Annotated in this window: 18 protein-coding genes and 1 tRNA gene; 8 read left to right on the plus strand and 11 right to left on the minus strand. The window is 37.9% G+C overall.

Annotated features, from left to right (window positions below; genetic code table 11):
- Window positions 1-2: 2 nt before the first annotated feature.
- The 4 genes from GTK57_RS09685 to carA form a co-directional block, all read right to left on the minus strand.
- Window positions 3-1,430 (minus strand): cryptochrome/photolyase family protein, encoded by a 1,428-nt coding sequence (locus GTK57_RS09685; protein ID WP_163124695.1) that lies wholly within the window; start codon window positions 1,428-1,430, stop codon window positions 3-5.
- A 131-nt stretch (window positions 1,431-1,561) separates the two neighbouring features.
- Window positions 1,562-2,038, minus strand: coding sequence for a transcription elongation factor GreA (greA, locus tag GTK57_RS09690; protein ID WP_152874333.1), 477 nt, complete (start codon window positions 2,036-2,038; stop codon window positions 1,562-1,564).
- A gap of 107 nt (window positions 2,039-2,145) precedes the next feature.
- Window positions 2,146-5,376 carry a carbamoyl-phosphate synthase large subunit gene (carB, locus tag GTK57_RS09695; RefSeq protein ID WP_163123120.1) on the minus strand — a complete coding sequence of 1,077 codons (3,231 nt, stop codon included), beginning with the start codon at window positions 5,374-5,376 and terminating at the stop codon, window positions 2,146-2,148.
- Between the two features lie 13 nt (window positions 5,377-5,389).
- Complete coding sequence (gene carA, locus GTK57_RS09700) at window positions 5,390-6,532, minus strand: glutamine-hydrolyzing carbamoyl-phosphate synthase small subunit (RefSeq protein WP_163123123.1); 1,143 nt, start codon at window positions 6,530-6,532, stop codon at window positions 5,390-5,392.
- A 311-nt stretch (window positions 6,533-6,843) separates the two neighbouring features.
- On the opposite strand from carA, the gene GTK57_RS09705 reads away from it, so the two are divergent.
- Window positions 6,844-7,332 (plus strand): hypothetical protein, encoded by a 489-nt coding sequence (locus tag GTK57_RS09705; RefSeq protein ID WP_152874336.1) that lies wholly within the window; start codon window positions 6,844-6,846, stop codon window positions 7,330-7,332.
- Between the two features lie 112 nt (window positions 7,333-7,444).
- Here the strand turns inward: GTK57_RS09705 and GTK57_RS09710 are convergent, their stop codons facing one another.
- Window positions 7,445-7,984 carry a DOMON-like domain-containing protein gene (locus tag GTK57_RS09710; RefSeq protein ID WP_152874337.1) on the minus strand — a complete coding sequence of 180 codons (540 nt, stop codon included), beginning with the start codon at window positions 7,982-7,984 and terminating at the stop codon, window positions 7,445-7,447.
- A gap of 10 nt (window positions 7,985-7,994) precedes the next feature.
- Window positions 7,995-8,318: a ribosome assembly RNA-binding protein YhbY gene (gene yhbY / locus GTK57_RS09715; protein ID WP_152874338.1), complete on the minus strand. Its 324-nt coding sequence runs from the start codon at window positions 8,316-8,318 to the stop codon at window positions 7,995-7,997.
- 354 nt (window positions 8,319-8,672) lie between these two features.
- Here yhbY and rlmE point away from each other — a divergent pair, with 354 nt between their 5' ends.
- The 4 genes from rlmE (at window position 8,673) to GTK57_RS09735 (ending at window position 12,817) form a co-directional block, all read left to right on the plus strand.
- Entirely contained in the window at window positions 8,673-9,323 is a 651-nt protein-coding gene (rlmE, locus tag GTK57_RS09720) for a 23S rRNA (uridine(2552)-2'-O)-methyltransferase RlmE (protein WP_152874339.1), read from the plus strand.
- Between the two features lie 135 nt (window positions 9,324-9,458).
- Window positions 9,459-11,366: an ATP-dependent zinc metalloprotease FtsH gene (ftsH, locus tag GTK57_RS09725; protein WP_163123126.1), complete on the plus strand. Its 1,908-nt coding sequence runs from the start codon at window positions 9,459-9,461 to the stop codon at window positions 11,364-11,366.
- Window positions 11,367-11,489: 123 nt separating this feature from the next.
- Window positions 11,490-12,338: a dihydropteroate synthase gene (gene folP / locus GTK57_RS09730; RefSeq protein ID WP_163123129.1), complete on the plus strand. Its 849-nt coding sequence runs from the start codon at window positions 11,490-11,492 to the stop codon at window positions 12,336-12,338.
- Window positions 12,339-12,502: 164 nt separating this feature from the next.
- Window positions 12,503-12,817, plus strand: coding sequence for a DUF5713 family protein (locus tag GTK57_RS09735; protein WP_163123133.1), 315 nt, complete (start codon window positions 12,503-12,505; stop codon window positions 12,815-12,817).
- A gap of 1 nt (window position 12,818) precedes the next feature.
- Here the strand turns inward: GTK57_RS09735 and GTK57_RS09740 are convergent, their stop codons facing one another.
- The gene (locus GTK57_RS09740) at window positions 12,819-13,226 is read right to left on the minus strand and encodes a hypothetical protein (protein WP_163123136.1); all 408 of its coding nucleotides are present in this window, start codon (window positions 13,224-13,226) and stop codon (window positions 12,819-12,821) included.
- Window positions 13,227-13,428: 202 nt separating this feature from the next.
- Window positions 13,429-13,514: transfer RNA gene (locus tag GTK57_RS09745), tRNA-Leu, on the minus strand.
- A 184-nt stretch (window positions 13,515-13,698) separates the two neighbouring features.
- Here GTK57_RS09745 and GTK57_RS09750 point away from each other — a divergent pair.
- Window positions 13,699-14,208, plus strand: coding sequence for a hypothetical protein (locus GTK57_RS09750; RefSeq protein ID WP_163123139.1), 510 nt, complete (start codon window positions 13,699-13,701; stop codon window positions 14,206-14,208).
- 21 nt (window positions 14,209-14,229) lie between these two features.
- Here GTK57_RS09750 and GTK57_RS09755 read toward each other — a convergent pair whose 3' ends face one another.
- On the minus strand, window positions 14,230-14,964 hold the full coding sequence (locus tag GTK57_RS09755) for a sulfite exporter TauE/SafE family protein (protein WP_152874344.1): 735 nt from the start codon (window positions 14,962-14,964) through the stop codon (window positions 14,230-14,232).
- A 210-nt stretch (window positions 14,965-15,174) separates the two neighbouring features.
- Between GTK57_RS09755 and GTK57_RS09760 the strand changes: the two genes are divergently transcribed.
- Window positions 15,175-15,555, plus strand: a complete 381-nt coding sequence (locus GTK57_RS09760; protein ID WP_163123142.1) for a hypothetical protein — start codon at window positions 15,175-15,177, stop codon at window positions 15,553-15,555.
- A gap of 45 nt (window positions 15,556-15,600) precedes the next feature.
- Here the strand turns inward: GTK57_RS09760 and rsmD are convergent, their stop codons facing one another.
- Both rsmD and mrdA read right to left on the minus strand, forming a co-directional pair.
- Entirely contained in the window at window positions 15,601-16,158 is a 558-nt protein-coding gene (gene rsmD, locus GTK57_RS09765; protein WP_152874346.1) for a 16S rRNA (guanine(966)-N(2))-methyltransferase RsmD, read from the minus strand.
- A 9-nt stretch (window positions 16,159-16,167) separates the two neighbouring features.
- The gene (gene mrdA / locus GTK57_RS09770; RefSeq protein WP_163123145.1) at window positions 16,168-18,225 is read right to left on the minus strand and encodes a penicillin-binding protein 2; all 2,058 of its coding nucleotides are present in this window, start codon (window positions 18,223-18,225) and stop codon (window positions 16,168-16,170) included.
- Window positions 18,226-18,975: 750 nt separating this feature from the next.
- On the opposite strand from mrdA, the gene GTK57_RS09775 reads away from it, so the two are divergent.
- Window positions 18,976-20,292, plus strand: a complete 1,317-nt coding sequence (locus GTK57_RS09775; protein WP_152874348.1) for a hypothetical protein — start codon at window positions 18,976-18,978, stop codon at window positions 20,290-20,292.
- The last annotated feature ends 21 nt before the right edge of the window (window positions 20,293-20,313 follow it).

Raw genomic sequence — 20,313 nt, forward strand, 5'->3', positions numbered from 1 at the left:
ACTTAAGCCAAATACTTAAAGGCATCAATGGCACGAATACGACTGCTTTTTAAATCGACAATAGGTTTTGGGTAGTTCAATTCTAATTGTGGATTTTTCGCATAAGGTTCATGAATGTGTTTCGCATCTAAATGTGAAAGTTCAGGCACCCATTGACGAATATAATCGCCATTGGCATCAAACTTTTGCGATTGGCTGACAGGATTAAAAATACGGAAATAGGGTGCAGAATCTGTTCCTGTAGATGCACACCATTGCCAGCCACCATTATTGGCAGCCAAATCACCATCAATTAAATGCTGCATAAACCATGCTTCACCTAAACGCCAATCTATGAGCAAATTTTTAGTGAGAAACATCGCACAAATCATACGAACTCGATTATGCATCCAACCTGTTGCAAGCAGTTGACGCATGCCTGCATCTACAATTGGAATGCCTGTTTGTCCATTTTGCCAAGCCACTAAATCATGAGTTGCATCACGCCAAATCAACTTTTGCGTATTTAATTTAAAAGGTAGGTGCTTAGATACACGCGGGTGGTCGAACAAAATATGCTGATAAAATTCACGCCAAAGCAGTTCATCTAACCAAATTTGTTGACCATCATTTTCAAATTCCATATAGCCATGACTATGGCGAAATAAGGCGTGTAAACACTGGCGGATAGACAATATTCCAATATTTAAATAAGCGGCAAGTTTGCTTGTGCTATTTAAAGCAGGGAAATCTCGTTCTTGCTGATAATACTGTACATGATCATGAATAAAATCATCTAAAAGTTGCCATGCAGATGCTTCGCTCACGTGCCAAATTTGTTGTAAATCATGAGAGATATGCCGATTTGGATAAAACTCGGAAAGACTGGAAATTGGTTGTTCAAAATCTTCATGCTGTGAAATTGGGTTTTGAGCCTCAATAGGTGGATAACACGCAGGCAAACTTATACTGAGCTTCTCATAACATTGTTTTTTAAATGCGCCAAAAACTTGATAGGGTTGATCACTTTTATTACGAATGCTGCCAACAGGAAAAATAGTTCGATCATGATAAAGCTCAAAATCAATTTTATTTTTTTCTAGCAGATGTTGAATTTCAGCATCACGTTTAAGTTCATTTACTCCAAGTTCAATATTGGCATGTAATGATTGAATTTGATGTTGCTGACAGAGTTTTAAAATATGTTGTGGCAGATCTGACCAAAGATCAATATTCAGTACAATGAGCGGAATATTTTTACTATTGAGCTTCGTTTTGAGTTCTTGTAATTGTCTAAGATAAAAATCAATTTTAATAACAGCATCATCATGCAATTGCCATTGCTTTGGTGATAAAACAACAAGCGCAATACATGAACCCGCTTGGCTCGCATGCCACAGTGCTGCATGATCGTGAATACGTAAATCTTGTCGGAACCAAATAAGTTGCATAATAATGTAAACAAAGAGCAAATTCATTTAAGCATAAGCGTGTAGATATGCAGAATACAAGATGATTTATTTTTTATTTATACAAATAAAAACCCCTCAAAAGAGGGGCTTTAAGATGAAATCTTTATGAATTAAAGATATTCAACTTTTACAATTTCGTATTCAACTTCACCTTGAGGTGTCGTGATTTTAGCGTCATCGCCTTCACTTTTACCTAGAAGACCACGTGCAATTGGAGAGTTGACAGAAATCTTATTAATTTTGAAGTCAGCTTCATCATCACCTACAATTTTGTAAGTTTTTTGCTCTTCAGTATCTAAGTTTTCAATAGTCACGGTCACACCAAAAACAACACGACCATTTTGTTCAAGCGATTTAACATCAATTTCTTGAACTGCGCCTAATTTGCCTTCGATGTCTTGAATTCGACCTTCACAGAAACCTTGTTGCTCACGAGCAGCATGATATTCAGCGTTTTCTTTCAAATCCCCATGTTCACGCGCTTCAGCAATTGCTGCAATAATACGTGGACGATCAACACTTTTAAGTTGCTGTAATTCTTTCTCTAGGGCAATTTTGCCTTCGGGAGTCATAGGATAACGTTGCATTGTTGTCCCTCTAGTTTGTAAGAGAAATTAAATCAATAAAAAAATATTGATTTACAAATGAAAAAAAGCCCGCCACCAAGAGGTAGCGGGACTTCTTGGTAACTTAATTAACCTTTAGTAAGGTCTTGCAAGCGGTAAACATCCATTGGTAATTGGATAGCTAAAGCTTGGCAAACAGCTTCTGCACCATTCAAAGTTGTAGTGTTATACACCTTACCTTGAAGTGCTGAACGACGGATCGAGAATGAATCTTCTTGAGCCTGTTTACCTTCAACCGTATTAATCACAAGGTGGATTTCGCCGTTTTTAATACGGTCCACAATGTTAGGACGACCTTCAGTAACCTTGTTCACGCGTTCACACTCAAGACCAGCTTCGCTGATTACCTTAAATGTACCACCGGTCGCAAGAATCTTGAAGCCTAAATCGATCAGTTGTTTTGCAATTGCAACTGCACGTGGTTTATCTGATTCACGTACAGAGATGAATGCATGCTTCACTTCACCTTCGGTTGGTAAGCCAGGTAAACGTTCATTTGCACCTAAAACAGCTTTATAGAACGCTTCACCAAAAGTTTTACCAACACCCATTACTTCGCCTGTAGATTTCATTTCAGGGCCAAGAATAGGGTCAACACCAGGGAACTTGTTGAATGGGAAGACTGCTTCTTTTACAGAGAAGTAAGTTGGAATAATCTCTGTTGTGAAACCTTGTGACACAAGAGATTGACCCGCCATACAACGTGCAGCAACTTTCGCTAAAGATTCGCCAATACATTTCGATACGAATGGAACAGTACGAGATGCACGTGGATTCACTTCAAGAATATAAACGTCATTGCCTTTAACTGCAAACTGTACGTTCATTAAACCAATTACACCAAGCTCTTTTGCCATAGCAATTGTTTGACGACGCATTTCGTCCTGAACATCTTTAGATAAAGAGTAAGGAGGAATAGAACATGCAGAGTCACCTGAGTGAATACCAGCTTGTTCGATGTGTTGCATAATACCGCCAATCACAACGTCTTTACCGTCAGATACGCAGTCTACGTCAACTTCAATTGCGTCATCTAAGAAACGGTCAAGAAGAACAGGCGCTTCGTTAGATGCTTGAACAGCATCACGTAAGTAGCGTTTAAGTTCGTCATCGTTGTATACGATTTCCATCGCACGTCCACCAAGTACATACGAAGGACGTACTACAAGTGGGTAGCCTACTTTAGATGCTTCAGCCATACCTTCTTCAGCAGATTTTACAATGCTGTTGTTTGGTTGACGAAGTTGTAGACGTTGAATCATTTGTTGGAAACGTTCACGGTCTTCTGCACGGTCAATTGCATCAGGTGATGTACCGATAATTGGCGCACCAGCTTCTTCTAAAGCACGAGCCAATTTCAAAGGTGTTTGACCACCGTACTGAACGATAATGCCTTTTGGCTTCTCGATACGTACGATTTCAAGCACATCTTCCAAAGTAATTGGTTCGAAGTACAAACGATCTGATGTGTCATAGTCTGTAGAAACAGTTTCAGGGTTACAGTTGACCATGATTGTTTCGTAGCCATCTTCACGCATTGCTAATGCAGCGTGTACACAGCAGTAATCGAACTCGATCCCTTGACCAATACGGTTAGGACCGCCACCGATCACCATGATCTTGTCTTTAGTAGACGGATTTGCTTCACATTCTTCATCGTAAGTAGAGTACATGTAAGCTGTATCAGATTCGAATTCTGCTGCACATGTATCTACACGTTTGTAAACAGGGGTTACGCCCAAGTTCCAACGATGTTTACGGAATTGTTTTTGTGAAATACCCATTAAGTTCGCAATGCGAAGGTCAGATAAACCTTTACGTTTGAACGAACGGATATTGTCAGCGTTTAAATCGCCAAAACCTAAAGTCTTAATTTGAGCTTCAGTTTTGATGATGTCTTCAATTTGAATCAAGAACCATTTGTCGATGTTGGTTGCAGCAAATACTTCGTCTAAAGTGAAACCATGACGGAATGCATCGCCTACGAACCAAATACGCTCAGGACCTGGAACTTTAAGTTCTTGAAGAATTTTTTCTTTTGCACCTTCAGTGCCTACTTCAAGTTTTTCATCGAAGCCACAAACACCCACTTCAAGACCACGAAGTGCTTTTTGCATAGACTCTTGGAAGTTACGACCAATGGCCATTACTTCACCCACAGATTTCATCTGTGTAGTCAAAGTTGCGTCAGCTTGTGGGAATTTCTCGAAGTTGAAACGAGGAATCTTAGTTACTACATAGTCAATTGCAGGTTCGAATGATGCAGGTGTTGTACCGCCTGTGATGTCATTTTTCAACTCATCAAGCGTGTAACCAACAGCCAATTTCGCAGCAATTTTCGCAATAGGGAAGCCAGTAGCTTTAGATGCTAAAGCAGATGAACGTGATACACGTGGGTTCATCTCAATAACAACCATACGACCAGTTTTCGGGCAAATACCGAACTGAACGTTAGAGCCGCCTGTTTCTACACCAATTTCACGAAGTACAGCTAAAGATGCATTACGTAGTAATTGGAATTCTTTGTCTGTAAGCGTTTGAGCAGGGGCAACAGTGATTGAGTCACCTGTGTGCACGCCCATTGGGTCGAAGTTTTCAATGGTACATACGATGATACAGTTGTCGTTTTTGTCACGAACAACTTCCATTTCGTACTCTTTCCAACCAATTAAAGATTCATCGATCAATAATTGTTTAGTCGGAGAAAGATCGAAACCGCGTTCACAGATTTCAATGAATTCTTCTTTGTTGTACGCGATACCACCACCTGAACCACCCATCGTGAATGATGGACGAATGATTACAGGAAAACCGAAACGAGCTTGAATCGCTAAAGCTTCTTCCATTGACTCTGCAATGTCAGCTTTTGGACATTCAAGACCAATTTTACGCATTGCTTGGTCGAATAATTTGCGGTCTTCAGCTTTTTCAATCGCTTCTTTAGACGCACCAATCAATTCAACATTGTATTTTGCAAGAATGCCATGCTCATCAAGAGCAAGGGCACAGTTCAATGCTGTTTGACCACCCATTGTAGGAAGAACAGCATCTGGGCGTTCTTTCTCAATAATCGCTGCAACAGTTTGCCAAGTAATTGGCTCGATGTAAGTTGCGTCTGCCATTGTTGGGTCAGTCATGATTGTCGCAGGGTTAGAGTTTACCAAAATAACGCGGTAACCTTCTTCACGAAGCGCTTTACATGCTTGAGCACCTGAGTAGTCAAACTCACATGCTTGACCAATTACAATTGGACCAGCACCAATAATTAAGATGCTTTTAATGTCTGTACGTTTAGCCATGATGCTTCCTTAATTACTTCTTAGATGCTTCGATAAGTTCGATGAAATGATCGAACAATGGTGCGCAGTCATGTGGACCAGGGCTTGCTTCAGGGTGACCTTGGAAACTGAACGCAGGTTTGTCTGTACGATGAATCCCTTGAAGGGTTTGGTCGAACAAAGATTTGTGCGTAGCTTTCAGGTTTGCAGGTAATGTTTCTGCATCTACAGCGAAGCCATGGTTTTGCGAAGTAATCATCACTATGCCAGATTCAATGTTCTGAACAGGATGGTTTGCACCATGATGACCATGAGGCATTTTTACAGTTTTAGCACTAGAGGCTAAAGCTAAAATTTGGTGACCCAAGCAAATACCAAATACAGGGATGTTGCGAGCATCTTCAACAATTGTTTTTACAGCTTCAATTGCGTAGTCACATGCAGCCGGATCGCCAGGACCGTTTGATAAGAATACGCCATCTGGATTCAGTGCAAGCACATCGGCAGCAGGAGTTTGCGCAGGTACAACAGTTAACTTGCAACCGCGGTCTGCGAGCATACGTAAGATGTTGGTTTTGACACCGTAATCGTATGCAACAACATGGAATTTAGCTTCTGGCTGAGAGAAACCTTGACCAAGTGTCCAAGAACCTTCAGTCCATTCGAAACCTTCAGGATCACAGCACTCTTTTGCAAGATCTAAACCGTTTAAACCACCAAATGCACGAGCTTTTTCTAAAGCTTCTTCTGCCGTGATATTTTCGCCAGCAAGGATGCAACCATTCTGCGCGCCTTTATCACGTAAAATACGTGTAAGTTTACGGGTGTCGATATCTGCAATCGCTACAACATTATGTTGTTCTAAGTATTCACCTAAAGATTGTGTAGCTCGGAAGTTACTGTGCAATAAAGGTAGGTCACGAATAATTAAACCGTTTGCCCATACTTTATGAATTCGACCTGATTCAGCGTCTTCTTCATTGCAACCAGTATTACCAATATGCGGGTAAGTTAAAGTGACAAGTTGCTGTGCGTAACTTGGGTCAGTCAAAATTTCTTGATAGCCAGTCATGGCAGTGTTAAAAACGACTTCACCAGTCGTACTACCCGATGCGCCAATAGAAGTACCTTTAAAGATAGTTCCGTCGGCAAGGGCTAAAATTGCTGGGGTGCTCAAACCAAAGCTCCTGAAATTTAGGCTGTAAAAAAGCGAGAAGACGAAAAAAAAGGAAGGCTATTTTTTAAACCTACCCTCCTATGTCTGCTCGCTTGAACTTAACACGGCATTATACGGACAGTAGCGCTAAAAGTCCATTCAATTTGTAGCGAATAAGTAATATAAATCACTTGCATTTTAAGTAATAGCTTGTTTCTTGAGCGTGCAGTGAAAAATGTAAGCAAATAATAATTGTTAGACAAATCAGAACTTAAATTTTATCAAACAGGAATATTCTCTTAATAAAGAATGTATAACAACAGGGGAATATGATGACAACAAGACAAAAGAAAGTACCTGCACAAACTGAGCTAAAAAATACGATTTTGGAAGGTACTGATAAGATTGAAAAAGTAGCAATCGAGGCTAAAGATCAGGCAGTTGATATTGTGGTTGATGCTCAAGAAAAACTGAGCCAAGAAGCCAAACAACTCAATATTGGTGTGCAAGATCAATTACGACAATTGAAACAAGATCTGATTCAAAAATTGGATGATTTGAAGGAGCAGTTTGGAACTTCACAAAAAGATTTAATCGATCTTAAAGATTTTGTGAAAACAGAATTCAATACTGTTTTAGATGATTTATCTCAATTAACGAAAGAATTGAAGGAAGATGTCAATCACATCTCTTTTAAACATAAAGATCATTTGACTGAAACCTTAAAACGTTCAAAAGAACATACTTTGGAAGCTTGGAAAAAAGTGATTCCAAATACATCTAAAGAGAGTTCAGTGAAAAGTAAGTCACCTAAAAGCTAATATCGCATCTGTGAGTGTGTGATGAGTTTTATAAATTGAGAAAGTATTGCACTTAAACCAAACGTCAAGATATAAAAAAAGCAAAAGGTAAATGCCTTTTGCTTTTTTTATTTTAAAACTGATGTAGCCAATCTCTTTTATTATGAAAATCGGCATTTGGGCTACTATGCTGCATTGCATAATAATGATGTCCCTGCGATGTTTTAAGTACCGCAGATAAACCAATAAATACATCATCCCATTTCAGTTTATGTTTCAACATAAATTCAGTCAGATCTAAACTTACACTTAAACCATAATGTGTGCGTTTAAGTTGATTCAGTTCAATGTCATCAGCAACTTGAGGAGGCATATCCTCTGGATAACGATATTCTTCGAATTGATACGCTTGCCATGCTTGAGAAGGAGATAGGTTGATTTCACGATAAAAATCTTCCTCTTTAACTCCAATAAAAATCTCATAACAGGTGTCTTCCCAAAGGAAATCAACACGAGGGTTTGATGTAACTAGCTCGGGCCATTGAACAAACTGATTAGGATCACGTAACCAAAAGCCAACATTTAATGTAAAGGGGCTTTGTTGTTCAATTGCACCAACTAAGGAGATTGCCTGAAATCGGCGATCAAAAGCACTCAGGTCATAACTTGCCATAAGTTAAAAATTAATTACCTAAATGTGCGTGACGAACAAGGTTAGAAAGCTTTTGGTTTTGTTTTGCAGCCTTTTTATAAAGTAGTGCAATTTTACCAATCGTTTGTACAATTTCAGATCCTGAAGCTTCAACAAGTTCTGTAATTAAAGCTGAACGCGCTTCGCGGTCTTCAGCAACTACTTTAACTTTAATAAGTTCATGATCATTTAAAGCACGGTTTAGCTCTTCAATCACGCTTTCTGATAAACCTTTATCACCCACCATTACAACTGGGTTTAAAGCATGTCCAATTTGACGTAAACGCTTACGTTCCTGAATTGATAAAGCCGCCATAAAAATAACCTAAATTAAAAAACGCCCTAGTATAACAAATTGCACAATCAATCGCTGTAAATTCTCAAGCATCCATAAACATTTATTTGATATTAAAAATTCAGAAGCGGTATTTTTAAAATTAAGCTGTATTTTATCGTAAATATCAGTTAGAAATGGTTTGGGTTAAGAGTGTTATTCTACTGTTTTTATTTAAATAACTTTATTATCAATATCTTGTGTTGTACGAAATAAGCGATTTATGTAATAGAAAAAATCTAAACCAAAGCCGATATTTAGATACAGATGTATACTGCATGACAGAATTTTTTCACGTACAATGAATATTAAGAAGATTTAATTTATTAGAGAGTTATGGCTACACGCATTACCAACCAAAAGTTATCTAAAAGTAGTCGTGATTGGATGAGAGAGCATTTAGACGACCCTTTTGTTAAAAAAGCACAAAAGGAAGGCTATCGCGCTCGTGCAGCTTATAAGCTTCTAGAAATGCAAGAAAAATATAAGCTCATTAAACCAGGTATGGTTGTGGTTGACTTGGGGGCGGCTCCGGGAAGTTGGTCACAAATTGCCGGTAAATTAGTCGGTAGCAAAGGTATCGTGATCGCATCTGATATCTTAGAAATGGATGCATTACCTGATGTTACCTTCCTACAAGGCGATTTTCGAGAAGAAGCTGTCTTTGAAGAATTGTTAAATATTTTAGATGGACGTACCGTAGACGTTGTAATTTCGGATATGGCCCCCAATACATCAGGTAATAAGGCTGTTGATCAACCGCGCCAAATTTATTTATGTGAACTTGCTCTAGATTTTGCCAATAAAGTACTGGGACCTAAAGGTCAATTTGTGGTAAAAGTTTTCCAAGGGACAGGTTTTGATGAATTCCGTAAACAGGTTGTTGATAGTTTTACTGTGTTAAAAACAGCGAAACCTGCTGCTTCGCGAGCTCGTTCAAAAGAGGTTTTCTTAATTGGACAAGGGCTTAAAAAAGCGCCTAAGTAAAGTTTACTTGCCAAGTCCTTAAAAATTGTGCATTTTGTACCTTTTTAATGATTTATATAGCTGGTTTTCAGCGTTTTGAAATAAAAGGTCACCCAATTGGGCATGATCAAATTAGATTGATATGGGAATAAAGCTTTGAGCGATCTTTTCAAGAATGCCGTATTGTGGTTGATTATACTTGGTGTGCTGATTCTTATTTTCAGCAACATTAATGGCAGCGAAAAACCAACATCATTGAACTATTCAGAGTTTGTGACTGCGGTTAATGCAGGTCAAATTAAGCAAGTTACAATTGATGGCGAAAGAATTAATGGTGAAAAGGTTAACGGTTCATCATTTGAAAGTATTCGTCCAGCAGTTCAAGACCCTGAACTGATGCCGAACTTGATCAAAAACAAAGTTGTTGTTGAAGGCACAGCGCCTCAACGTCAAGGTTTGTTGATGCAGCTTCTTATTGCGAGTTTCCCTGTACTTTTAATCATTTTGTTATTCATGTTCTTTATGCGCAACATGGGTGGCGGTGCAGGTGGTAAGAACGGCCCGATGAGTTTCGGTAAATCGAAGGCAAAAATGCTTTCGGAAGACCAAATTAAAGTGACATTTGCAGATGTTGCGGGTTGTGATGAAGCGAAGCAAGAAGTTGTTGAAATTGTAGATTTCTTAAAAGATCCAACAAAATTTAAACGTCTAGGTGCAATGATTCCTAAAGGCGTATTAATGGTTGGTCCTCCAGGTACGGGTAAAACTTTACTTGCGAAAGCAATTGCAGGTGAAGCAAAAGTTCCATTCTTTAGTATTTCGGGTTCTGACTTTGTAGAAATGTTCGTGGGTGTTGGTGCATCTCGTGTGCGCGACATGTTTGAACAAGCGAAACGTCATGCGCCATGTATCATCTTTATTGATGAGATTGATGCAGTGGGTCGTCATCGTGGTTCAGGTACAGGTGGTGGTAATGATGAGCGTGAGCAAACATTAAACCAAATGCTTGTAGAAATGGACGGCTTTGAAGGCAACGAAGGTATTATTGTTATTGCTGCAACAAACCGTGCAGATGTACTTGATAAAGCATTGCTTCGTCCGGGACGTTTTGACCGTCAAGTTGTGGTGAGTCTTCCAGATATTAAAGGTCGTGAGCAAATTTTAAATGTTCACATGAAGAAACTACCTTCAACTGCGGGCGTGGATATTCAGGTTCTTGCACGTGGTACACCTGGTTTCTCTGGTGCTCAATTGGCTAACCTTATTAACGAAGCTGCATTATTTGCTGCACGTCGTAATAAGAACACCGTTGATATGCACGACTTTGAAGATGCAAAAGACAAGCTTTATATGGGGCCAGAACGTAAATCGATGGTGATTCGTGAAGAAGAACGTCGAGCTACGGCTTATCATGAAGCAGGTCATGCGATTGTTGCTGAAATTTTACCGGGTACAGACCCAGTGCATAAAGTAACAATTATGCCGCGTGGTTGGGCTTTAGGTGTAACTTGGCAGTTACCTGAACATGATCAAACAAGCCATTATAAAGATAAGATGTTGAATGAACTTTCTATTCTTTTTGGTGGTCGTATTGCAGAAGAAGTTTTCATCAATCAAATGTCTACAGGTGCTTCGAACGACTTTGAACGTGCAACAAAAATGGCGCGTGCAATGGTAACTAAGTACGGTATGTCCGATAAAATGGGCGTAATGGTTTATGAAGATGACTCTCAGCAATCATTCATGGGAAGCATTGGTAGTCGTACGATTTCTGAAACAACTCAGTTAGAGGTTGATCGTGAAGTTCGTCGTATCCTAGATGAGCAATATCGTATTGCACGTGACATCTTAGAAAGTAATAAAGATATCGCACATGCAATGGTGAAAGCGCTTATGGAATGGGAAACGATTGATCGTGACCAAATCCGTGACATTATGGAAGGTCGTGAGCCACAACCACCAAAAGTTTATGTTTCAGATAACCCTGTGGTTGATGTAACTCCAACTGATGGTCCAGCAACACCTCCACCATTACCATCTTTAGAGTCTTTACCAAAAGTTTAAGTTGTTTATTAAAAAAGAGTCTCATATGAGGCTCTTTTTTTATTCCTGCTATTTTGAAAAGAATTCAGCATTGCATAATTTAGAATTGTTAGAATGATGCGAGATGAGATTTAGGAAGAAAATATGCAGCTTGTTTCTTTGCCAAAACGTGTTTTGCAATGTGGTGATTTAAGTTTAGATTTATCGCAGCCACATGTGATGGGGATTTTAAATGTAACCCCTGATTCATTTAGTGATGGTGGCTTACATAATGGTAAAGATGACGCTGTAGCTCGCGCTTTGGTGATGATTGCTGAGGGTGCAACAGTTATTGATGTGGGTGGTGAATCTACGCGTCCAGGTGCTTCAGCAGTAGTTGTAGAAGACGAAATAGCGCGTGTTGTTCCTGTGGTTGAAGAACTTGCAAAACATAATGTGGTTATTTCAATTGATACTTCATCACCAGAAGTTATTAAAGCAGCGGTAAAAGCAGGCGCGCATATTTGGAATGATGTTCGCGCACTTACACGTCCTTATGCATTAGAAACAGCAGCATCATTAAATATTCCTGTCATTATTATGCATATGCGTGGTGAGCCGACCACAATGAATAATTTAGATCAATACGATAATGTCACTGCGGATGTCATTTCTGAATTACAACAGCGTGTAAATGATGCTTTGAATGCAGGAGTTAAGTCTGAAAATATTATGATTGATCCTGGTTTCGGCTTTGCAAAAAATGCACAGCAAAATCTGCAGCTATTAAATGAATTTTATAAACTTTCAGAAATGGGATATCCGATACTTTCAGCATTATCACGTAAGCGCTTTATTGGTGAAGCCTTGGGTGGTGCTGATGCACAAAGCAGGGCGGTGGGATCAGTTGCTGCTCATTTAATTTCTGTTCAGCAAGGTGCATCGATGGTGCGTGTACATGATGTAAAAGCCACAAGTGAGGCATTGATAATTTGGAAAGCGATGCAAGCCTAGAACTGATTTTTAAAAAATGATTTAAACAAAATAATATTTTAAAAGGGTAACAGTGGTTGCTCTTTTTTTTTGTTTAGGTGAATTAAAAGAACAATTAGGATAAAGCTATAACTTTGTGGTATATAAACTCGGTTTTTTAAAATGCTGAAAAATTGAGTTTAGCTATGTTAAGTGATTTACTTCTCCCAATGTTTGATGATGAATATTATCCCGATGTTCTTGCTGCTGAAGTTAGACAGTGTATTTTTAGATTTGCAAAGAAAGTGGCAAAAGCAAATATCTCTGAAAAAGATATTTACCATTTTGCAAATGAAGCTGTGGCTGAAATTAATAAATTGAAGCCTCAGTTTGAAGATCTAGATTCCTCTTTAGATGATTCAGCTGCTGATTATATTGCTGAGGCAATGATGATGGTGGTGCAAGAAGAGGGATATATGGATATTGAAATGGAAGAATTGATTGGTAATAGAGAGTGGTAATTCACTCTCTTTTTTTATTAGGTGTAATCAGTTCTTTAAGTTGATTGAACAATTCGGGATTTTCTTCAAAACTGTCAAATAAGTCTTCAAAATGACAACTTTCATTGCTATGGATGGCTTCGATTTCGTTAACTGTTAGATGGTGTTCATCATTAATTGAATTATAGTGGCTGAATGTATTTAACCAAAAATTTGAGTTCGATTTTAATAATTGATCGATTTGATCTTTATCTTTTAGATTTTTGAAAGAGAGTATGTATTCATAACTACCTAAAGTGCAGCGTTTGAGAATATATTGATGATTATTATATTGAATAGTGCCAGCATAAAAATCTAAATATTCTGTATCCTCATTTGAAACATCTGTATCACTTACTATAAGAGCAGCTTGATTTGTTTGCTCGGTCATTATTTCAGAGTTGGTTTCATAGGGGGTAAAAGCCAAGGTGTTTGAAGCAGAGAAAATGAAAGTAAATAAATAAAAAGATATATGTAGTCGCATTTTTTATAGATATTATTATTGACGGAATATGAAGTTTACTAAATTTCAGACATAAAAAAACCAGCATATAGCTGGAATTTTTAATGCACCATTTTAAGAAGTATTAAAATGGTGCCCGAGGCCAGACTCGAACTGGCACGCTTTGTGGGCGGGGGATTTTAAATCCCCTGTGTCTACCGATTTCACCACTCGGGCATGTGCGCAATAATAGAGGACGAAATAAATCTTGGCAAGTGTATTTATGCTTGATTGCTTTCTTTTCAATCAATTATGCGTTTTGTGATTAAAAAATATAGTTTTTGATGAGAATTAACGCTTTTTATACTCGTTTCTTTGAATTCTATGGTTAAATTTATATTGAATAAAATATCTCATTTTAATGAATATAAAAGTAGAGGTTCTCGATTTTTGGGTAAGGCGTTATGTTTTGGGCTGGAAAGGTCATTTAAATGGGGTAATGATGAATAAATATCTTATTTTATGTGTATTAGGTTGCTACTGCATGGAAATGAACGCAGCAGAGGAACATAACAATAAAAATGAAGAAGAGATAAAAGAAACTTTGTTTGAAACCCAAGAAAAAGAGCAAAAAGAAAAAATAGAAAAAATTGATGAAGAATTTAGGGATTATAGTTTCTTAAAAAACAATTTTTATGAAGATGAAAATTTAAGGATTTATAACAATACTGCGTATCAGTTTGAAGGTGCGCAAAATAAGTTTATGGCAGGGCAAAAGAACAATGTTGGCGTTGATGATTTTGCGGTTTCATTTGGTTATGGCATGGAGTTTAAGCTCGATCAGGCACATAAGGTTGGATATGAATATGTATCTAGTTTTCCTTATGATCGTGGGCAAATGGTTCGTTTCTTTTGGTCTAAGAAATTTTAATGATGCATGATTTGAAAAAACTCAAATGAAGCTGTTTAAACTCATAAAAACGCCTGAAGCAAAAAGTAAGCTCAAGACAATTTTTTTAAATTGAATTTCTGAAATTTTATAAAATAGCTTTGCTCCTAAAATTGCAGGAATACTGACTGTAAACATAAGAACTAAAATATAAGTGATGTGTTGGCTTTTAATGTTTCCTTGAATTAAATATGCACTAAGAGTGAAAACCTGAATAGCGAAATTAAAGTGACGCATAATATAGCGCTGTTTATCTTTTTGTAGATTTTTGAGCATTAGCCATGCAGAAGGTAGAGCGCCACTAAAGCCACCTAATCCTCCTAAAATACCGCCTAAAAAACCAATGAAGCTATCTGCATATTTTCCTGATTTTTGTATAAAGATAAATTTTGGATTAAATAACATCAGTGGGCTCCAAATCATCAAGAATGTACCCAATACGAGTTTAAATGTTTCTGGTTCTACACGGTCAAGTAACCATGTGCCAATTGGAACGCCAATAAGTCCAGCTAAAATATAAGGAAGAACAAGTGCTTTATCGAAGTGATAGCTTTTATTTTCACTTGATAGGGAAATAATATGACTCCATAAAGATGCAAAAACCACAAGAGGGGCTGCAAGCTGTGGAGCTAATGCCCAAACCCAAAATGACATAGCAACAAGCCCAAAAGCGAAGCCTGTTAAGCCTTGTACAAAGCCTGCAATGATTGCACCCAGAAGAAAAAGAAGCCAAGTCATAATTAAAAATGGAAAAATTAATAAAAGTGATTTTAGGTGATCTTATTGAATTAAAGAGGTTTATTTCTATATTTTCTTATGTTTATTGTAGATAAGTTCTGCACAATATGAGCAAATCATGGATGAACTTATACACAAAATAAACGACAGATCCCTGAAGTATTCATGTCTGTATTCCATACTTTGAATATAAATTTGAGGGTCATTATGATGATTAAAAAAATATTGTTGTTATCGACACTAGGTCTTGCTTTAACAGGCTGTGTCATGGCTCCGTATGATGATCGTCCAAATTATTCAGGAAATCATTCGTATGATCGTCCGACTTGGAATAATGGCGGAGCGCATCGACCAGATTACAGACCCAATTATCGTCCTAATCAACAAAAACCAAGACCGCCTGTAAACAACAGACCTGATTTTAATGGTCATAAGCCATCACAACATCAGTCAAACAATAAACCGAATAATAAGCCAAACTACAGGCCAAATTATCAAGGGCAAAAGCCAACGAAAAATAGGCCAAATTGGAATTCTAATCAGCCTAAATCACACGGTTTACCCAACTCACAAAGACCACTTCGCCCATAATTGGGGGGATAAAAAAAGGATGCATAAGCATCCTTTTTTTATTGTTTAATGATTCGACTTTTTATACAGACCAGCGCGAACTGTACCTGCTTTTGTATTCTTAATTTGAATCCAACTTGCAGGGATTTTTAATTGAGATAATTCACGGTCAGCTTCAATGTAAATAAAACCATCATTTTTAATGAGTGGATCTGCCAAAGTCGCTAATTCTTCCCATAAATCTAAACCATAGGGCGGATCTAGAAAAACCACGTCAAATTGCTCTTTTAATGTGGGTAACGTTTGCTGTGCTGTGGCAATTTTTAATTTTGCACGTTGATTGGTGACTTTTAAAAGCTCTAGATTGTCTTTCAAAAATTTTGCTTGTTGTGCATTTGGTTCAATCATCACGATTTGACTTGCGCCACGCGATAATGCTTCGAATGCTAAAGCACCAGAACCTGCACAAATATCTAAAACATGTGTATTTTGAATATCCCACATTAACCAATTAAAAAGTGTTTCTCGAACACGGTCAGGTGTTGGACGCAAACCATCAATGCTAGCAAAAGGGAGTTGGCGACGTTTCCATTCGCCACCAATAATACGTAATTGATTTTTCATACTTTAGCGTTACTCTTCGCTAACTGCTTGAGAAGCAGCATGCGAACTTACTTGAGGGTTAATATTTGTAGGTGTTGTTGTATTCGTTGTGCGTTGATTCGTTGTAGATGTCTGATCTGTACTAGCCGTTGGCGTGGTTGCACGTAGATTTCCATCGCCACTTGGAAGTTCACTTGGTTTAATACCTGCCGTCATAAGACCACCACTCATTTGACCAGCAGCAGGTTTAATTGGATTCTTTTTACGAGTGAGCAACCAATAATCGAATAATGGTTTGGCAATTTGAGCGGCAGAACCACCATGACGACCATTTTCCCATACAACAGCAATGGCAATTTGTGGTTTTTCAGCAGGAGCAAAGCCAACAAAAAGACCATGGTCAAGTTGGCGTTCAGTCAGGAGAGATTCGTTATACTTTTTACCCTGTGCAATACTTTTTACTTGGGCTGTACCTGTTTTCCCTGCAATATCATAAAGGTGAGTGCGAATTCCACGTCCTGTACCTGAGTTTACAACATCAACCATAGCTTCACGCATTTTCACCCAATCTTCAGGTTTACCGTTGAATGGAATTACGCCATCTGTTGAGTTATGAACGGTATAAGGTTTAGCACCTTTACTTTCACGTAAAACGTGGGGCGTAATATGTGCGCCTTGGTTGGATGTAATAGCGGTTGCCATGGCAAGTTGTAATGGTGTTGCAGTAAATGCACCTTGTCCAATACTGACTGAAATTGTTTCGCCACGTAGCCATTTCGCTTTACGTGTACGAAGTTTCCATTCTGGGCTTGGGTACAAACCTGTACTTTCACTTGGTAAGTCAATTCCTGTTTTTTCACCAAAACCAAATTGGCGCATCCACGCATTCATTTTTTCAATGCCCATTCGGTAAGAAAGAACATAGAAGAAAGTATCGCAAGAGACAACTTGAGCTTTGTGTAAATCGACCACGCCATGACCTGTTTTTTTATGGTCACGGAAACGGTGACTATCGCCAGGTAAGTTGAAATAACCATGATCTTGAATGGCTGTTTGCCAATCGATTAAACCATAGTGAATCCCGCCCAAACCAAACATTGGTTTAATGGTAGAACCCGGTGGATAAGCACCTTGTACTGCACGGTTGTAAAGGGGTTGGTCTAGATTATCTCGAAGCTCTGAATAATCTTTTGAGCTAATGCCTGTTACGAATAAATTTGGGTTGAAACTTGGGCTAGATACAAGTGCTAAAATTTCCCCTGTAGTTGGGTCTAAAGCAACAATTGCACCACGACGACCTGCAAGTTGCTCACTTGCAACCATTTGAAGACCATAATCTAAAGAAAGATATAAATCGTTACCACGAATAGGATCTTTACGGCCTAAATGACGTAATACATTACCGTGTGCATCTGCTTCAATCGATTCATTGCCCGGAACACCATGCAATAAGTCTTCGTATGATTTTTCTACACCAATTTTCCCAATTAAGTTGGTGCCTGCATAAGCATCTTTATCAATTTCTTTTAATTCTTTATCGTTAATACGACCAACATAACCAATCACATGTGCAAATAATTCGCCATGTGGATAGTAGCGCGTCATTTGAGTTTCAATGTTTACGCCTGGGAATTTAAATTTAACTTCACTAAAACGTGCGATATCTGTTTCGTTTAAATTGAGCTTAATCACGACACGTTCAGTTTTACGTGAAACTTTAATACGACTTTTAAAACGGTCAATATCTTCTTGAGTGAGCTCTAAAATAGGGGTTAAGCGATCAATAGTGTCATCAATATCATCAATATCAGCACGGCTTAATGTTGCCGAAAATACAGGATAATTATCTGCTAATAATGTGCCGTTACGGTCGTAAATATAGCCACGTGCAGGAGCGAGTGGTTGTAAGCGTATGCGGTTTTTATCTGATGCTGTTGAGAACTCATCGAAACTTGAAATTTGTAAATATGCATAGCGGGCAACAAGCAGCAAAAGGAAAAAACTGACAATTCCGACAGACACTAAAACACGATTGCGAAAGATGCGCTTTTCTTGTTGAACATTTTTTAATGGAAAGTTCTGTTTCATACGCAATGTACTTAGGTCTGTTGGGTGAGGGAGTTTGATCGATATTCTAACGCAACTCAACTTCATTTGCGAAAGATGGAGGTCTATTTAAATTAAATAATATAAAGAAGGTTTTTTGACTTATGCGACATAAAAATTAGGAGGGCGTGCCTATAAGATTTTCAATAATTCTGCTACATTCAACTGCATAAGGATTTTGTTGAATGTCATGACGGGGAAATCTCTGAGAACAATTTCAATAATAAGTTTTGAATAGCTGTTTTTGATACAGAAAAAGAAACCTGGAGTTTCATTATTTTTTTGATCGAAGTCCAAAATTGAAAGATTCTCAAGCCAGTTTAAAATCAGCTTTAAGTGTCTTATTTCTTGTTAAATATGTAAGCTAAATATATAAATATTGTCGTTTTTGCATAAATAACAAATAAAAGAAAATAGATGCTGAATTAGTGAGCGATATCTATTGAGCTGAGTATCAAAAAAACAGTTATGATATCTATACTTATACAAATTATATCAGATTAAAAATAAGCGTAATTTGTTGAGGGAGATTGAATAAATTACTTTTATTAATCGCGTATTTTGTGTGAAATATCACAGAATCTAGTTCATTTGGTTAGCATAAAGGTGCAGTTGAAGGTTTTGGCTCTGAAATACAATTTTCCTATACTGTTGTAGTCTGTGAATAGACAAAATAGGGTGTTTATTGAAGTTTTAAAATCTTGCAAATAGAAAGATATATGGAATTTATGCATGCTTGAGTACATCAATCAGTTGTGGCAAACATTTTTGCAACGTCCAGATTTCTGGGCGGTGTTAAGTATTATTCCTGTCACTGCATTTGTAACTTGGGCGCATGTTTGGATGGCACTAAAAATGGTGTTTTTTCCTATCCATTTCTGGGGATTTCATCTCGGATCACTTCCTATTGGCTGGCAAGGCATTGTGCCTCGAAAAGCGGGCAGAATTTCAGGTATTATCACAGACAATACATTGTCTAAATTAGGGTCATTGCAGGAGTTTTTAGATGCAATGGACCCGAAAGATATGGCGCATATTATTGGTCAGCAAGTTGGGACAGAACTTGAATATCTTATTGATGAAGTGATGATGGACCGAAATGCGGTGCTTTGGGAAAATATGCCTTATGCTATAAAACGTCGTATTTATGCACAAGCCAATAAACAGTTGCCTGCTGTTTTAGAAAATTTAGTCGTTGATTTGACTGTAAATGTGGAATCTCTAGTCGATATGCGTGAAATGGTGGTCAGCCAAATGGAAAATGATCGCCACTTAATGGTTCGAATGTTCCTTAAAGTTGGGCAAAAAGAGATTAATTTTATTTGGCATATCAGCGCATTAATTGGTATTGTCTTTGGTGTTTTTCAAATGATTGTCTGGTTTGTGATACCATGGCATTGGACGGTTCCATTTTGGGCATCTGTTTGGGGTTTTTTAACGAATTGGATTGCAATTTGGATGGTATTTAATCCACTTGAACCACATTATGTTCGTTATTTACAGTTTTTTGAAAGAACAAAAGATCATAAATTTCCTTGGATTAAGCCAATTGTTCCACGTATAGGAACATATAATGTCCAAGGTGCTTTTATGAAGCGTCAAGATGAAGTCTCAGATGTATTTGCAAAAGTCGTAACAGAGGATTTAATTACCTTAAAATCGATTATGTCGGAAATGATGTATGGCAGTAAAAAAGAGAAAACTCGCCGTATTGTAAAACGACATATTAATGAGATTATGGAAACACCTTTGGTTCGTACATCTTTACAGCTCTCTTTAGGGCCAAAAGAATATGCAAAACTCAAGACAGACTTGATCGATCGCTCGATTGAAATTACGATGGTTCCTGTAAGCGACCCAGCGTTCAATGCGAGCCGTGCACAAAAGATCTTTCAAATGTTCCGAGAGCGTATTCGCGAGTTGACCCCGAAAGAGTTTCAGAATCTGTTACGTCCTGCATTTCAGGAAGACGAATGGATTTTGATTTTATTGGGTGGTGTAACCGGATTTGTTGCTGGTTTAATACATTTGTTTGTGGCTTTTTTATAATTCGATGCTGATCCAAATGAC

The sequence above is a fragment of the Acinetobacter portensis genome (assembly GCF_010646905.1).
GTDB lineage: Bacteria > Pseudomonadota > Gammaproteobacteria > Pseudomonadales > Moraxellaceae > Acinetobacter > Acinetobacter portensis.

Excerpts from the sequence above, each read along its gene's own strand:
- GTK57_RS09685 (WP_163124695.1), bottom strand. The coding sequence starts at position 1,430 with ATGCAACTTATTTGGTTCCGACAAGATTTACGTATTCACGATCATGCA.
- greA (WP_152874333.1), bottom strand. The coding sequence starts at position 2,038 with ATGCAACGTTATCCTATGACTCCCGAAGGCAAAATTGCCCTAGAGAAA.
- carB (WP_163123120.1), bottom strand. The coding sequence starts at position 5,376 with ATGGCTAAACGTACAGACATTAAAAGCATCTTAATTATTGGTGCTGGT.
- GTK57_RS09705 (WP_152874336.1), top strand. The coding sequence starts at position 6,844 with ATGACAACAAGACAAAAGAAAGTACCTGCACAAACTGAGCTAAAAAAT.
- GTK57_RS09710 (WP_152874337.1), bottom strand. The coding sequence starts at position 7,984 with ATGGCAAGTTATGACCTGAGTGCTTTTGATCGCCGATTTCAGGCAATC.
- yhbY (WP_152874338.1), bottom strand. The coding sequence starts at position 8,318 with ATGGCGGCTTTATCAATTCAGGAACGTAAGCGTTTACGTCAAATTGGA.
- rlmE (WP_152874339.1), top strand. The coding sequence starts at position 8,673 with ATGGCTACACGCATTACCAACCAAAAGTTATCTAAAAGTAGTCGTGAT.
- folP (WP_163123129.1), top strand. The coding sequence starts at position 11,490 with ATGCAGCTTGTTTCTTTGCCAAAACGTGTTTTGCAATGTGGTGATTTA.
- GTK57_RS09735 (WP_163123133.1), top strand. The coding sequence starts at position 12,503 with ATGTTAAGTGATTTACTTCTCCCAATGTTTGATGATGAATATTATCCC.
- GTK57_RS09740 (WP_163123136.1), bottom strand. The coding sequence starts at position 13,226 with ATGACCGAGCAAACAAATCAAGCTGCTCTTATAGTAAGTGATACAGAT.
- GTK57_RS09750 (WP_163123139.1), top strand. The coding sequence starts at position 13,699 with ATGAATATAAAAGTAGAGGTTCTCGATTTTTGGGTAAGGCGTTATGTT.
- GTK57_RS09755 (WP_152874344.1), bottom strand. The coding sequence starts at position 14,964 with ATGACTTGGCTTCTTTTTCTTCTGGGTGCAATCATTGCAGGCTTTGTA.
- GTK57_RS09760 (WP_163123142.1), top strand. The coding sequence starts at position 15,175 with ATGATTAAAAAAATATTGTTGTTATCGACACTAGGTCTTGCTTTAACA.
- rsmD (WP_152874346.1), bottom strand. The coding sequence starts at position 16,158 with ATGAAAAATCAATTACGTATTATTGGTGGCGAATGGAAACGTCGCCAA.
- mrdA (WP_163123145.1), bottom strand. The coding sequence starts at position 18,225 with ATGAAACAGAACTTTCCATTAAAAAATGTTCAACAAGAAAAGCGCATC.
- GTK57_RS09775 (WP_152874348.1), top strand. The coding sequence starts at position 18,976 with ATGCTTGAGTACATCAATCAGTTGTGGCAAACATTTTTGCAACGTCCA.